The following is a 14,744-nucleotide window of genomic DNA, read 5'->3' on the forward strand; positions in this document are numbered from 1 at the left end:
TAAAAAGGATAAATATGCAATTTTCATATATTAACCCAACTCAAATTGAGTTTGGACAAGGAAAAATATCAAAAATTAGTGAATTGATACCAAAAGAATATAGAGTTTTATTTCTTTATGGTGGTGGAAGTATTAAAAAAAATGGTGTTTATAATCAAGTAAAAGATGCACTTAATAATCATACTTGGTTTGAATTTGCTGGAGTTCAAGCAAATCCTAAAAAAGAGACTTTAGATAAAGCTATTTCTTATGCTAGGGAAAACAAAGTAGATTTTGTTTTAGCAGTTGGTGGTGGTTCTGTTATTGATGGTGCTAAATATGTGGCAAATGCTTTTTATCACGATGGTGATGCTTGGGATTTACTTGATGGTAAATTTACACCTACAAAAGCATTAAAAATAGGTGCAGTTTTAACTTTAGCAGCAACAGGAAGTGAATCAAATTCAGGTTCTGTTATTACAAAAGGTGAAACTAAAGAGAAAAGATTTTTTCATTCACCATTTTCTTATCCTCAATTTTCGATTTTGGATCCAGATGTTTTAAAAAGTTTAGATGAAAGACAACTAGTAAATGGGGTTGTTGATGCTTTTGTTCATACTTGTGAACAGTATATAACCCAGCCTCATGGAGCTTTAGCACAAGATTATTATGCAGAGGGACTATTAAGAGGTTTGATTGAACTTGCAAATACCTTTGAAACTAGAGATGACCTTTGGTATGCAAATCTTATGTGGCTTGCAAATCAAGCTTTAAATGGTCTTATTGGTCTTGGTGTTCCTCAAGATTGGGCAACACACTTTATTGGACATGAATTAAGTGGATTATATGGGATTGACCATGCAAGAACTTTAGCAATTATTCAACCAAATTTACTTACAATACTAGCCGATGAAAAAAAAGATAAACTTTTACAAATGGGAAAAAATGTATTTAAACTAGATACAAATAATCCTTTAGAAGTAGTTGAAAAAATAAGAACTTTATATTCATCATTAAACATAGATTTAAAAATCTCTTCATACACTGAGGATAAAGATATTATAGAAAAAGTAACATCACTTTTAGAAAAGCATGGTTTTACAGAGTTTGGTGATAGAGCTACAGTAAATAAAGCAGTTGTAATTAAAATATTAGAAAAATCAATTTAAAAGGAATAATTATGGAAAAAACATTTATGGAAGCTATGGATTTTAGACATGCTTGTAAGATTTTTGATGAGACAAAAAAGGTTAGTGATGAGGATATGCACTTTATACTTGAAGCTGGAAGAAAATCACCATCTTCGTTTGGTATGGAAGCTTGGAAGTTTTTAGTTATAACAAATGAAGAATTAAAAGCAAAATTAAGACCTTTTTGTTGGGATCAACCACAAATTACTACTTGTTCTCATCTTGTAATTGTTTTAGCTGGAATTGAAGGTGTAAAACCTGAAAGTGGAATTCCTGAAAAAAGATTTGCTAGAAGAGAAATGCCGCAAGAAAAATTAGATTTTTATTTAGGATTATATGCAGGGCATTTAAAAGAGACTTTAAGTAGTGACAAAAATATCTATGCTTGGACAGCAAGACAAACATTTATTGCCTTAGGTAATATGATGACAGCAGGAGCTATTAAAGGTATTGATTCTTGTCCTATTGAAGGATTTGATAAAGAGGGTGTTGAAGGGGTACTAGGTCTTGATACTTCAAAATTCCAATTAACTTGTGTACTTCCATTTGGATATAGAATTAATGAGCAATCAAAACAACAAAGAGAAAAGTTCGAAGATATAGTTGAATTTATAAAATAAAAAGCTAGTAAAACTAGCTTTTTATAATAAGAAAGTAGAAAAATATTTGGAAGAAAAAAGTTTAGAAAAAGAAGCTTATAGATTAAGATTTGAATATTATAACCTCTATGAAAATAAAGAGTTAAAGTGGCATGAAAAGTATAAAAACCATCAACTATATAATGTGGTAGTTGAGGGATTTAAATACAGATTTCATGAGATAGCTCAAGAGATGCCAAAACTACTACAAAAACTTTAATTAGTATACAAAAATATCATAAGTGGTATATAAAATAAAGATACCAAAGTAGATATAAATACTGCCAAAGACATCTTTTCAGGTTTTACATTTAATAAAGTAGCAACTGTTACAGTGTTTCCTGCAAGGGGTACAATAGAAAATAAAAACATAACCATATAAAATCCATCATTTAAAAAGTGAATAAAGTTTTTGTCTATAAAAATAAATATTAAAATAAGAGTTGGCCAAAGTATAAATTTAATAGCCAAAGTATAAGTGATGAATTTTTTATCAAGAGAGTTATCTGTCTTGATCTTTTCCATGCCCATACCTAAAAGCATCATTCCCAAAATTGCATATGCACCTTTTAAATAGTTGCTATAATCTACAAACATTAAAGGCATCTTGATGTCAAGTAAATTAAAGCTTATACCTAAAATAAAAGCATATATTACAGGCAGTTTTAATACCTTCCTTAAACTCTCTTTAGCACTAAAAGAGCCTTTTGCCGTTATATAATATCCAACAGAATTTTGATATAAAATAGAAGCTAAAACTGTGAAAATAAATACATCTACTAATTTTGGTTCTAAAAATAATATAGCAAGAGGAATACCAATATTTCCTGTATTTCCAGTAGCTGTACTAAAAGCTAAAAGATTTGAAGTATTATCACTCCACATATTTTTAAATATTGATAATAAAACAAAAGCCATAATAGAGCTTAAAACAAAAAAGAAAATTGGCATAAATAAAACTGAAGGGATAAGTTTTACATTTATAGTTGCATTAAATACAATCAGTGGAGCTAAAATAAAAAGTAATATTTTGGCTACGGTATCTTTATTACACTTTAAAATAGAAGTACTTAAAATACCTAATATAATACTAAAATATAATGGGAGAATTTTTCCTAAAAGGGTTAAAAATATACTCAATTATTGACCTTTAAATATAATTAAAGATGCTATCAAATATACACTTGGAATATAGTTAAATTTGATAAAATCAACTCACTTACAAAAGGCTTCTGTCATCCTTTTTTTAAGAAATTATGTTCACATGAAAATTCTTTAGTTTTAAAGCTAATTTTGTCATATATTTCTACACTTAATCTACTTCTAATGCGAGATTAATTTTCAATTATTATTCTTATGATATAATTGCGTTTAATTAAAAACAAGGTTTAACGAATAATGGAAATTTCTCCAATTAAGACACAAAAATTTATAATAAAACTTTTCCCAGAAATAATGATAAAAGGAACATCAGCAAAAAGACAGATGGTAGCTAGATTGCATGGAAACTTGCAAAGACTTTTTACACGAATCTCTGATGATATTACAATAAGAAAATTTTTTGATAAGATAGAAGTAGTTTGTCCAATAGAATTTGTAACAGAAGTAAGAATTAAACTTTTAGATACTCCTGGCATAGAGTTAGTTTTAGAGGCACTACAATTTGACAAAATAACAACAATTGATGAAATAAAAGAAATTGTAAATATACATATGGCAAAAGAGATAGTAAATAAATCTTTTGTAATAAGAGTTAAGCGTTCAGGAACTCATGATTTTAAATCCACTGAAATAGAACAAACTGTTGGTGGATATATGTTAAATGAAAATAGAGATTTAACAAAAGGTGTTGATTTACGAAATGCTGAAGTTACAATTAATCTTGAACTTATAAATAATCAACTAAATATTATAACACTTAAACACAAAGCTCTTGGTGGCTTTCCTTTAGGTTCTCAAGGTGAAATTTTATCTCTTATGTCAGGTGGATTTGACTCAACTGTTGCTTCCTATCTTACTATGAAAAGAGGAATCAAAACTCATTTTGTATTTTTTAATCTTGGTGGAGTAGCACATGAAATTGGTGTAAAACAAGTGGCTTTATATCTATGGAATAAATTTGGTTCTTCTCATCGAGTTACCTTTACTTCTATTCCTTTTGATGATGTTGTTACTGAAATATTCAGATCAACACATGAAACATACATGGGTGTAACCCTAAAAAGACTTATGCTAAAAGCAGCTGAAAAAATAGCAAATGATTTAAAAATAGATGCTCTTTTGACAGGTGAAAGTGTTGCACAAGTATCTAGTCAAACATTAAGAAACTTAGCTTTAATTGACCAATCAACAAATAAATTAGTTCTAAGACCACTTGCCACTATGAATAAACCAGATATTATAAATATAGCAAATGAAATAGGTACTAAAAGATTTGCAGAGACTATGCCAGAATATTGTGGTGTGATTTCAAAGAATCCAACTATTCATGGCTCTTATGACAGAATGGAAAAAGAGTCTAGAAAATTTGATTATACAGTTTTGGATAATGCTATTGAAAATGCTATTCAAATAAATGTTGATGAGATAAGTGAAGATATAAAAGATATTGGACAAATAGAAATTGTAAGTGATATTTCAAGTGGAAAATATGTTATTATTGATATTAGACAAACTCCTGAATGTATAGAGACATCTTGTGAAACTTTAAAGATACCTTTTTATAAATTAAAAACAGAGTTTGAAAAACTTCCACAAGATAAAGAGTATTTATTTTATTGTGAAAAAGGAATATTAAGTCAATTACATGCCCAATATTTAATAGATGCAAAAAATTTCAATAATATAAAAGTATATAGGCCAATAAAATAATAAAATTTATTCTAATAAGTTAATTGTTTAATAAGAATATTTGGATATAAATTCGTTTTTAAAATAAAAAATAATAAAATATAAGAAGAAAGAAAGACAAGGTAAAAAATGAAAAATTCAGCTGATGTTGAAAAATGGCTAGAAAGACATTCAATTGGGAATTATTTTATTTCAAAAGATTTAAAAGTGACTGTTCATGGGAATGTGAACTTAAATGGTAAGATTAAAGAATTTAAATTACCAGTAAAATTTGATGTAGTCGATGGGTATTTTGATATTAGTCATAATACATTAACTTCATTAGAAGGGTGTCCAGAAAAAGTAACTGGAGACTTTAATTGTTCATTTAATAATATAGACTCATTATATGGTTCTCCAATAGCAGTTGCTGATTTTAATTGTTCCCATAATAAATTAACTACACTATCTTATTGTCCAAAAGAGATATTAGGATATATTGATTGTTCAAATAATGAAATCAGTTCAATAAAAGGAAGTCCTAGAACAGTAAGAGGATATTTTAATTGTTCTGAAAATAAAATACACACCTTAAAAGGTGGCCCTAAATATGTAACTTTGTATTTTGATTGTTCTCATAATATCTTAAGAGAACTAAAAGGTGGTCCAATAACTGTTGGTGAAGATTATATGTGTAATGGAAATGAGATACAAGACTTAGATGGTATCTCTGATGAAATTGGTTGGGATTTAATAACTGATGTTAGATTGAATCATTTAGTTCATAGTTTTGATGAGATTACGACTACTTGGAGATATAAAGGTAAAGATGTTGTTGAACATGTTTATAAACCAATTGTTTCTTTACAAAATAAAGAAGATATTGCAAGATGGTTACATAAACATGATATAAAAGATTATAAAATATCAGATGATAACTCAGTTACAGTAAATGGTAGAGTTAAACTAAATGATAGACTAGCAAACCTTTCAAGACTTCCTTTGAAATTTAATGAAATAAATGGCGATTTTGATATAAGTGATAATGAATTAACTTCACTAGAAGGTTGTCCAAGTATTATTAAAGGTGATTTTCTAGCATTTAAAAATGAAATTTACTCTTTAAAAGGTGGACCTAAAGAAGTTCATGGAAACTATGTTATTTTAAAAAACAATATTACAAATCTAAAATATGCACCAACAATCGTAAAAGATGATTTTATATGTTCTCATAATCCAATAGATAGTCTAGAGGGTTTAAATTTAGTTCAAGGTTCAATTTTTACAAATGTTTCACTTCCTGATTTAAAATCGCAAAAATTTGTTTATAATAAAGTGACAACATATAAATATTCTGGTGATTTGGTATGTGAATATTTGGATAGAATTTATGTAACATTAACTGATGAAGAAAAAGTTTTTGAAAACACAAGAAAAAAACTTCATAATGGAATAACAAGATTAATTAATACAAATGGATTAAAAAAAGAGATGGTAACAGATACTTTACTTAAAAATCTAACAAAGTATAATTTAAATGATTTAAGAGAAAAAGTACTTTGTATACGAAATCCAAGTGATATTGATAAAGAAAAAGAATTATCAGAAAAAGAACTTTTAAAATTAGCTTTCGATCAAGAGCTTTAATCGTTTTACTTTCGGTTTAGTTTACTTTAGTTAAAATCGCGAATTACTAAAACAACAAGTAGGGAAAATATATGGTTCAAACAGTCAATTTAAAAAAATCATTTGGTGCAAGAGTTTTATTTCAAGAAATAAATCTAAAGCTAGATGCTGGGAAAAGATATGGTTTAATTGGTGCTAATGGTGCTGGAAAAACTACATTCTTGAAAATTTTATCTGGAGAAGAAGAAGCAACAGAGGGTGAAGTACAAGTTCAAAATGGTAAAAAAGTTGGAACTTTAAGTCAAAATCAATTTGCTTATGAAACATATAGTTTATTTGATACAGTTTTACTTGGAAATAAAAGATTATACAATGCCATTAAAGAAAAAGAAAAACTTTATATGGAAGAGTATACTGATGAAATCGGTGAAAAACTAGGTGAATTAGAAATAATTTGTTGTGAAGAAGACCCAACATATGAGTATGATGTTAAAATCACCAAGATATTAGAAGAATTAGGTTTCCCTTCTTCTGAACATCAAGAACTTATGTCAACACTAACAGGTGGAAATAAATTTAAAGTTTTATTAGCACAAGTTTTATATCCAAAACCTGATGTACTATTTCTAGATGAGCCTACGAATAACCTTGATATTGAGACTATTGGTTGGTTAGAAAATCAATTACAACATCATGATGGAACTATGGTAGTTATCTCACATGATAGACACTTCTTAAATGCAGTATGTACTCATATCTTAGATGTGGATTATAAACAAATTAGAGAGTTCAGTGGTACTTATGATGATTGGTATATCGCTTCAACTTTAATTGCAAAACAACAACAAACAGATGTAAGTAAAAAACTTAAAGAAAAAGAAGAGTTAGAAAAATTTATCGCTAGATTTAGTGCAAATGCTTCAAAAGCTAGACAAGCAACTTCTAGACAAAAACAACTAGATAAATTAGATGTTGGATCTATTCAAGTTTCAAGTAGAAGAGATCCTTCTATTATTTTTAGACAAAAAAGAGAAGTAGGTAAAGAGTTACTTACTGTTAGAAATATCTCTAAATCATATGATGGAGAGCAAGTTTTAAATGATATATCTTTTACTGTTGAAAAAGGTGATAAGATTGCACTTATTGGACCAAATGGTATTGGTAAATCAACTTTATGTGAAATTTTAATGGAAAAAGTAAAACCAGATAATGGTGAAGTTTTTTGGGGAGCTACAATTCAAAATGGATATTTCCCTCAAAATGCAACTGATATTATCAAAGGTGAAATGACATTATACGATTGGTTAAGAGATTTTGATAGAGATGCTGATATTTCTGAAATAAGAAACTGTCTTGGTAGAATGTTATTTAATGGTCAAGAACAAGAGAAAAAAGTAAGTTCTTGTAGTGGGGGAGAGAAACATAGAATGTGGCTTTCTAAAATCATGTTAGAACAACCAAACTTTATGATATTAGATGAGCCTACAAACCACTTAGACTTAGAAGCAATTATTGCATTAGGTGAAGGGCTTTTAGAATATCCAGGTTCTGTAATTTGTGTATCACACGATAGGGAATTACTTGATGCTTATGCAAATAGAATTATTGCGATTCAAAATGATGGTTCTATTGTAGATTTTAAAGGTACTTACGAAGAGTATATTGAATCAAAAGAAGCTTAGGCTTCTTTTGTAAGAAAACTAATAAATAGTTTTTATTGCATGCTTTGAAGACATTCTTTGCTCTCTTCTTTTGATAGCATCGTTATATCTTCTTTTTTCATCTTCAGTTACTGGTTCTAATTTTGGAACTGGTAAGGGCTCCCAATTTTCATTAACTGCAACCATTGTAAAATAACAAACATTTGTATTTTTTATTGTGTGATCTTTTATATCTTCAGAAATGACTTTTATACCAATTTCCATTGAAGTTCTTCCAACATAATTTACTGATGCATGAAATGTAACTAGTGAACCTATCTTGATTGGATCTTTAAATAAAACCATATCAACAGATAAAGTTACTGCATATCCCCCCGAATATCTCGCTGCACAAGCATATGCAACATGGTCTAGCATTTTTAAAATTTCTCCCCCATGTACATTCTTTCCACTAAAGTTTGCTTTATCAGGTGTCATTAACATCGTCATTGTAAGAGATTTCTCGCCTTTTACTGTATTGCTCATATATAACCTTTGTAAAATATCTTTTAATTATAGACTAAATATATATAAATTTATAATAAAAACTTATTTTAAAAGAGTGCAAAATTTGAAATTTATTAAAAAGTAACACTTGCAATATTTTAAATCATTTCATTCATTTCATCTTCATTTATAGTTTTAACATTGAGCTCAATGGCTTTATCATATTTACTTCCAGCATCTTCGCCATATATAACATAATCTGTCTTTTTAGATACACTAGAACTCACTTTTGCACCTAAAGCTTCAAGTTGTTTTTTTATCTCTCCACGGCTTACACTCATAGTTCCTGTTATTACAACAGTTTTACCTTTAAAGGCATTTTCATTTACTTCTATTTTTTCTTCAACTTTAGGGTTTATCGTATTTATTAATTTTGATACAAGTTCTTCATTTACTCTCATAAACTCTACAAATGAGTTTGCCATTTGTTCACCAATTCCATCAAGTGCTACAAGGGAATCAAAATCTATTTTTAGAACATCAAGTCCAAATTCTAAACATATTTGTTTAGAAGCCACTTCTCCAATATGTTCGATTCCAAGAGCATTTATAACTCTATATAAAGAACTTCCTTTTGTATTTTCTATAGCATTTAAAAGATTGTTTATCTTTTTCTCTTTAAAGCCTTCTAGATTTTCTAAATCTTCATATTTAAGTGAGTATAAATTAAGTATGTCATAAATCTTTTTTTCTCTAACTAAAGTTTCAACTATTTTATTTCCAAGTCCATCTATATTCATACAATTTTTACTTGCAAAATAGATTATTGAGTTTACAATTATTGCTGGGCAATCAAGATTTTGACACTTTATTAGTGTCCCTTCATCTAAAAGTTCACTTTTGCATTTAGGACATGTTGTAGGGCGAGTGATTTCTACTTGTGTGCCATCTCTTCTGTCTGTAAATACTTTTGTAATCTTAGGGATAATATCTCCACTTTTTATAATAATTACTTGGTCATTTATTCTTAAATCAAGTCTTGCTATCTCATCATAGTTGTGTAAGCTAGCTCTCTCAACAGTTGAGCCATCTATTAAAGTTGGTTCTACAACTGCCACAGGGGTTATAACACCTGTTCGTCCTACTTGTTGGATGATATCTTTTATTGTAGTAGTTTTTTCAACTGCTGGAAATTTGTAAGCACATGACCATCTAGGAAACTTTACTGTGTATCCTAGCTCTTCTTGAGTTTCTATGTCATTGATTTTTATTACCATTCCATCAAGCATCATTTCAATACTATTTCTTGAAGCAATTATTTTATGATATAAATCTTCGATTCCTTCAACAGTTGTAGTTTTTGTAGTCATTGGTGGGTGAACAAAGCCAAGTGAATAAACATATTCCATCATTTCAGAGTATTTAGTAAAATCTAAAGAGTTCTGACCCACACCCCAAACATTAAAAAATAGTTTTCTTTTAGCTGTAATACTAGGATCTAGTTGTCTCAAACTTCCAGCTGCTGCATTTCTAGGGTTTGCAAATAATTGCTCACCATTTTTAGCTCGCTCTCCATTTATCTTTTCAAAGTCAGCTTTTTTTATAACTATTTCACCTCTTATTTCTATAAGAGATTGTTCTTTTATTTGTAAAGGAATAGAGTGTATTGTTTTAACATTATTTGTAACATCTTCACCAATACTCCCATCTCCTCTTGATATGGCTTGTTTTAATACACCATGTTCATATATTAGGTTCAGACTTGCTCCATCAAATTTTGGTTCACAATAAAATTCTAGATTTGTATTAACTTTATGGGCTCTTTTTATCCAATCTTCTAATTCCTCTGTATTAAAAACATCTTCTTGAGACCACATTCGTGAAAGGTGAGAAGCTTTCTCAAAACCTTCTAAAACAAAACCACCAACTCTTTTATTTGGTGAATTAGGATGTGATAAGCTTGGATTTTCTTGTTCATATGCTAAACATTCCCTTGATAATTTATCATACTCTTCATCACTTGCTTGTGGATTATCTTCTACATAATAAGCTATCGCCCAAGATATTAATATATTTATTTTTTCATTATATTCGTTTTGTGTCATTATTCTCTTCTTAAATTTTTTGTAAAATATCAACCCTAAAAGGTTTTTCAAATGTTATTGGATTATTTTTTTGTGCATATTGGTTAAATTTTTCTTCGACTTCTTTTTCAAGCTCTGTTGAGATATTATAATCATTAAATGTTGCACTCATATGTTTTGACTTAAACTCATTAAAATCTTCATAAGTAACTAATGAATAAAAAAATACCTCTTGAAATAGTTTAAATTCTTCATTATCAACAGCTTTTTTGATGGCATTAAAAGCTTCTACTCTTACTATCTCTTCATTATGAAACATTGCAATCATATCACTTAATTCACCTGTAAAAAGAGGTTCTGAAATATAAGCTAAACCATTTGGTTTTAGTACTCTTTTTATCTCACTTAAAGCTTTTGGCATAAGATTTATGGGTACATGATGAAAAGATTTAAACATAAAAACCATATCAACACTTTCATCTTCTAAGTGAATATCTTCTGCCCCACAGAGTTTAAATTCTATATTTTCATAAGTTTTTTGAAGATTTTTTTCATGTTGTATTTTATCTACTTCACAAGCGATAATTTTTCTATCAAATCCATTGGTGGCAATATTTATTGTTTTTGAAGCAGCGCCACAGCCTAGTTCTAGTATTGTTTTATTGTTTAAATTCAGAGTCTCAATAAGATAATCTTCATTTAATTCTTGTTGTATATTTGCTTGAATTAATCTCATAAGAAATTATATCATTTTAAACTAATATTTTTTTTGATATAATTCTCCACTATGGAGAAAATATGAGTTATTTAGATATTTGTATATTGGGCTGGAACTTAAATGCTTTAATGTTTGTCATTAATTTATTTCTTGCAATAAAAGTAATAAAAGCAACAGATGTTAGTGTAATACAAGAACAAACTAGACTATTAGAAGAATTAAAATTTGAATTCGATAAGTATTACCCAAATAGAAAAGTTGAAGTGAGTATTTCATATATTGTTCCATTTACTGCATTTTTTAGAATGACATTAAGAATTCTAGAAATGTTTTTCTTCTTTACAAAAAATAAAAATACCACAATGTATGATTTTATGGTTTATAAATATTCATACGATATTCAAAAAGCTAAATCAAAATAATATTTAGCTAATATCTCATTCTTTTAAATGGTCGCATAGCTCAGTTGGTAGAGCACCACCTTGACATGGTGGTGGTCGTAGGTTCAAGTCCTATTGTGGCCACCAACAAAATAATCATAATAATTTTATAAAAAGTACTTTTTTGCAAGTTTTATGACAGTCTTTCATGGTATAATTTAATAATATATTTTCTTAAAGGATTTTTTATGATTTATAAAAAAATGTTTTTTCCTATTGGTGGTGGTGAAGAGTTAAAAGAGAGATTATTTGCAGCTTTATTAATTGCAAAATATTTTGATGCAAACTTAGAAATTTTAAAATGTTTACATGATAGTGGTAAAAAAATGTATAAAAATTTAGGTATCTCTAGTCATATAATGAAAGAAATTGATGATGTGATTGCTCTAAAAGCTAAAGAAGAATCAATAGAATTTGAGGAAGCGCTTAAAGAAATTGGAAAAATTGTTGGAATGGAAGTATCAACAACTCCAATTCCAAATAAAGTGCATGCACTTTTGACTGTAAAAGAAGGTAATAGAAGCCTTTTAGTTGAAGAAGAATCTAAATTTTGCGATATTGTAATTGCAGCTGCTCCTCCGTCTGGAATAGCAACAGCTACTTTTGAAACATCAGTTTTAAAAAGTGGAAAACCTGTTCTTATGTTCCCTAGAAAAATGAAAACTTTTAATACAAAATCAATACTTATTGGATGGAATAATACAGTTGAGTCATCACGAGCTATAACTTCATCTGTTGAATTGTTAAAACAAGCCCAAAGAGTACAAATAGTATCTTCTGATGAATATAGTGGAGATATGGTAAAAATTAATCAATTAATTGAATATCTTAAATTTCATGGAATTGATGCTAGTTATAAAATTGTAGAAACTACAAGAATCCCAGGACAAGCTTTATTAAATGCTGCACTTGATGGAAATTTTGACTTAATAGTTGCAGGTGCTTATGGTCATAAAGGCTTAAGAGAACTTATGTTTGGTGGTGCGACTAGATATTTATTAGAGCATTCTACTTTACCTGTATTTATGTCTCACTAAATTAAAATAAATATTGCTATGAAAATATTATTACTTGAAGATAATAAAACATTAGCAAAGGGAATATTTAATAAATTAGAACAACATGGTTATGTAGTAGACCTCTTCTATGATGGAGAAGAGGGTCTATACTCTTTAAATACTTCTATTTATGATCTTCTTATTTTAGACTTGGGGTTACCAAGTTTAGATGGAATTGATATTATAAAAGACTTAAGAAACTCTCAAAAAAATATTCCAATATTGATTATTTCTGCTAGAGACAAACTTGATCAAAGAATCTTAGGATTAGATAGTGGAGCAGATGATTATTTATGCAAGCCTTTTGAACTTGATGAAGTTATAGCTAGGGTTCAAGCATTATTAAGACGAAGTAAAAATCAAATTTCTAAGCTAATTAAGTATAAAGATTTAGAATATAACACTTTGTCTAAAACAGTAACTAAAGATGATGTAGTTATAGAATTAAGTAAAAGAGAGATAAATATCTTTGAACATATGTTATTAAATTTAAATAATGTAGTTAGTAAAGAGAATATTGTAGATCATATTACTTCTTTTGACGATGATTTTAATCCGACTGCTGTTGAAACTTATGTTTCAAGACTAAGAAAAAAGCTAGGTGATTCTATCAACTTAAAAACAGTTAGAGGCTTAGGGTATATACTTAACTCATAATGGAAAAAAATACACAATCTATAAGTTACCGTTTAGTCATTTGGCTAACTATTCCTTTAATAATATTTTCTATTTTACTATTTTGTGTTATATACTTTTTTGTAAATGAAAAGGTAAATAAATTTTATGATAATAATTTATATGCAACTGGTAAAAGTATGGAAGATAGTATTGGTATTAGAGATGGACATTTGTTAGTTGATTTACCTTATTTTGCTATTGACCTATTATCTTCTAGTAATGAAGGTTCAGTTTTCTATTCTATTATAGATGAAAAAGATAAATTGCTTGTGGGATATAAAGGCTTAGTTAACAAAAAAATTTTTGGAAAAAAAGATAAAGTTTTCTATAATACATCATTTGCAGCTGCCCAACTAAGAGCAGTATCTTTTAATGTAACTATTAAGAATTTTGGTAAAAAACATAAAGCAATAATAACTGTTGCAGAAACATTAGAAGGAAGAATATCTGCAATTAATGATATCTTAATAGTTTTACTTATTTTAATGGGTGTAGTCATTATTTCAACGCTAGTTATATCTCTAATTGCAGTAAGAAAAGGTCTTAGACCCTTATATAATTTACAAAAAATAATAAAAAAGAGAGATTTAAAAGACATATCTCCTATAAAGTTTGATGCACCAAAAGAGATTGAAGAAGTTTTAAATAGTATTAATATCTTATTAGAAAGAAGTAGAGATAATATTAAGTATATAGAACATTTTAATTCAGATGTCTCTCATCAATTAAGAACTCCTTTGGCAGAGTTAAAAGTAAAAATAGAACTACTTTATAAAAAAGATGAAAAAGAGTATATTACTTTTATGAAACTTGTAGACTCTATGAGTCATATCACTGAACAGCTCTTATTATATGCCAAAACAAATCCTAATTCAATAAATATCAATAGATTTAAAAAAATTAATTTAACACAAATGTGTAAAGATTACTGCCTTAAAACAGCCCCTAGGGTTTATGCAAAAGGTTTTGAATTTGCATATGAGAGTTTTGATAAAGATGTTTTTATTAATGCTGATTCTATTTTATTAGAAAGTTTGTTAGACAATATCATTAATAATGCTTTATATTATGCCGTTGATGAAAAGAATAATCCAATGGGGACTATAAGTGTAAATATAAAAAGACATAATAATACTATTTGGTTAAATGTAAAAGATGAAGGTTATGGTTTAAATACTAAAGATTTAAATCATATTTTTGATAGATTTTATAGAGTAGATTCAAATAAAAAAGGTAATGGATTGGGATTGAGTATTGTTAAGCAAATTGCACAGTTACATAATGCAACTGTGCAAGCTTCCAATGATGAAGGATTGGTTATTTCTATAATTTTCCCTTTATAAATTTATGTATAAAG

General features: G+C 28.0%; 14 protein-coding genes and 1 tRNA gene. 11 read left to right on the top strand and 4 right to left on the bottom strand.

Annotated elements, in window-relative coordinates:
* Positions 1 to 14: 14 nt before the first annotated feature.
* The 3 genes from LXN10_RS14515 to LXN10_RS14525 are packed head-to-tail and all read left to right on the top strand — an operon-like array spanning position 15 to position 2,027.
* The gene (locus LXN10_RS14515; protein WP_375723698.1) at positions 15 to 1,148 is read left to right on the top strand and encodes an iron-containing alcohol dehydrogenase; all 1,134 of its coding nucleotides are present in this window, start codon (positions 15 to 17) and stop codon (positions 1,146 to 1,148) included.
* A gap of 11 nt (positions 1,149 to 1,159) precedes the next feature.
* Positions 1,160 to 1,789 (top strand): NAD(P)H-dependent oxidoreductase, encoded by a 630-nt coding sequence (locus LXN10_RS14520; RefSeq protein ID WP_375723699.1) that lies wholly within the window; start codon positions 1,160 to 1,162, stop codon positions 1,787 to 1,789.
* Positions 1,790 to 1,835: 46 nt separating this feature from the next.
* Entirely contained in the window at positions 1,836 to 2,027 is a 192-nt protein-coding gene (locus tag LXN10_RS14525) for a hypothetical protein (protein WP_375723700.1), read from the top strand.
* Here the strand turns inward: LXN10_RS14525 and LXN10_RS14530 are convergent.
* On the bottom strand, positions 2,024 to 2,947 hold the full coding sequence (locus tag LXN10_RS14530) for an AEC family transporter (protein ID WP_375723701.1): 924 nt from the start codon (positions 2,945 to 2,947) through the stop codon (positions 2,024 to 2,026). The two genes, LXN10_RS14525 and LXN10_RS14530, sit on opposite strands and share 4 nt — an antisense overlap.
* A gap of 258 nt (positions 2,948 to 3,205) precedes the next feature.
* Here LXN10_RS14530 and thiI point away from each other — a divergent pair, with 258 nt between their 5' ends.
* From thiI to LXN10_RS14545, 3 genes are all read left to right on the top strand, one after another.
* Positions 3,206 to 4,678, top strand: coding sequence for a tRNA uracil 4-sulfurtransferase ThiI (gene thiI, locus LXN10_RS14535; protein WP_375723702.1), 1,473 nt, complete (start codon positions 3,206 to 3,208; stop codon positions 4,676 to 4,678).
* 108 nt (positions 4,679 to 4,786) lie between these two features.
* Positions 4,787 to 6,283, top strand: a complete 1,497-nt coding sequence (locus LXN10_RS14540; protein WP_375723703.1) for a hypothetical protein — start codon at positions 4,787 to 4,789, stop codon at positions 6,281 to 6,283.
* 71 nt (positions 6,284 to 6,354) lie between these two features.
* Positions 6,355 to 7,944 carry an ABC-F family ATP-binding cassette domain-containing protein gene (locus LXN10_RS14545; RefSeq protein ID WP_375723704.1) on the top strand — a complete coding sequence of 530 codons (1,590 nt, stop codon included), beginning with the start codon at positions 6,355 to 6,357 and terminating at the stop codon, positions 7,942 to 7,944.
* Positions 7,945 to 7,962: 18 nt separating this feature from the next.
* Here LXN10_RS14545 and LXN10_RS14550 read toward each other — a convergent pair whose 3' ends face one another.
* The 3 genes from LXN10_RS14550 to LXN10_RS14560 form a co-directional block, all read right to left on the bottom strand.
* Entirely contained in the window at positions 7,963 to 8,448 is a 486-nt protein-coding gene (locus tag LXN10_RS14550) for an acyl-CoA thioesterase (protein WP_375723705.1), read from the bottom strand.
* Positions 8,449 to 8,567: 119 nt separating this feature from the next.
* Positions 8,568 to 10,514 (bottom strand): NAD-dependent DNA ligase LigA, encoded by a 1,947-nt coding sequence (gene ligA, locus LXN10_RS14555; RefSeq protein WP_375723706.1) that lies wholly within the window; start codon positions 10,512 to 10,514, stop codon positions 8,568 to 8,570.
* A gap of 10 nt (positions 10,515 to 10,524) precedes the next feature.
* A complete protein-coding gene (locus tag LXN10_RS14560) occupies positions 10,525 to 11,229 on the bottom strand; it encodes a class I SAM-dependent methyltransferase (protein ID WP_375723707.1) in 705 nt (234 codons plus the stop codon).
* Between the two features lie 62 nt (positions 11,230 to 11,291).
* On the opposite strand from LXN10_RS14560, the gene LXN10_RS14565 reads away from it, so the two are divergent.
* From LXN10_RS14565 to LXN10_RS14585, 5 genes are all read left to right on the top strand, one after another.
* On the top strand, positions 11,292 to 11,633 hold the full coding sequence (locus LXN10_RS14565; protein WP_375723708.1) for a hypothetical protein: 342 nt from the start codon (positions 11,292 to 11,294) through the stop codon (positions 11,631 to 11,633).
* A gap of 29 nt (positions 11,634 to 11,662) precedes the next feature.
* Positions 11,663 to 11,738 (top strand) — tRNA-Val (locus LXN10_RS14570).
* Between the two features lie 101 nt (positions 11,739 to 11,839).
* Positions 11,840 to 12,688 (top strand): universal stress protein, encoded by an 849-nt coding sequence (locus LXN10_RS14575; protein ID WP_375723709.1) that lies wholly within the window; start codon positions 11,840 to 11,842, stop codon positions 12,686 to 12,688.
* An 18-nt stretch (positions 12,689 to 12,706) separates the two neighbouring features.
* Entirely contained in the window at positions 12,707 to 13,366 is a 660-nt protein-coding gene (locus LXN10_RS14580) for a response regulator transcription factor (RefSeq protein WP_375723710.1), read from the top strand.
* The gene (locus LXN10_RS14585) at positions 13,366 to 14,730 is read left to right on the top strand and encodes a sensor histidine kinase (protein ID WP_375723711.1); all 1,365 of its coding nucleotides are present in this window, start codon (positions 13,366 to 13,368) and stop codon (positions 14,728 to 14,730) included. Before LXN10_RS14580 ends, LXN10_RS14585 begins: the two co-directional genes overlap by 1 nt.
* Positions 14,731 to 14,744: the final 14 nt, after the last annotated feature.

Origin of the sequence: Arcobacter iocasae (assembly GCF_042214795.1) — a bacterium.
Classification (GTDB): Bacteria; Campylobacterota; Campylobacteria; order Campylobacterales; family Arcobacteraceae; genus Arcobacter; species Arcobacter iocasae.

Excerpts from the sequence above, each read along its gene's own strand:
- LXN10_RS14580 (WP_375723710.1), top strand. The coding sequence starts at position 12,707 with ATGAAAATATTATTACTTGAAGATAATAAAACATTAGCAAAGGGAATA.
- LXN10_RS14560 (WP_375723707.1), bottom strand. The coding sequence starts at position 11,229 with ATGAGATTAATTCAAGCAAATATACAACAAGAATTAAATGAAGATTAT.
- LXN10_RS14545 (WP_375723704.1), top strand. The coding sequence starts at position 6,355 with ATGGTTCAAACAGTCAATTTAAAAAAATCATTTGGTGCAAGAGTTTTA.
- LXN10_RS14550 (WP_375723705.1), bottom strand. The coding sequence starts at position 8,448 with ATGAGCAATACAGTAAAAGGCGAGAAATCTCTTACAATGACGATGTTA.
- ligA (WP_375723706.1), bottom strand. The coding sequence starts at position 10,514 with ATGACACAAAACGAATATAATGAAAAAATAAATATATTAATATCTTGG.
- LXN10_RS14585 (WP_375723711.1), top strand. The coding sequence starts at position 13,366 with ATGGAAAAAAATACACAATCTATAAGTTACCGTTTAGTCATTTGGCTA.
- LXN10_RS14575 (WP_375723709.1), top strand. The coding sequence starts at position 11,840 with ATGATTTATAAAAAAATGTTTTTTCCTATTGGTGGTGGTGAAGAGTTA.
- thiI (WP_375723702.1), top strand. The coding sequence starts at position 3,206 with ATGGAAATTTCTCCAATTAAGACACAAAAATTTATAATAAAACTTTTC.
- LXN10_RS14520 (WP_375723699.1), top strand. The coding sequence starts at position 1,160 with ATGGAAAAAACATTTATGGAAGCTATGGATTTTAGACATGCTTGTAAG.
- LXN10_RS14515 (WP_375723698.1), top strand. The coding sequence starts at position 15 with ATGCAATTTTCATATATTAACCCAACTCAAATTGAGTTTGGACAAGGA.
- LXN10_RS14565 (WP_375723708.1), top strand. The coding sequence starts at position 11,292 with ATGAGTTATTTAGATATTTGTATATTGGGCTGGAACTTAAATGCTTTA.
- LXN10_RS14540 (WP_375723703.1), top strand. The coding sequence starts at position 4,787 with ATGAAAAATTCAGCTGATGTTGAAAAATGGCTAGAAAGACATTCAATT.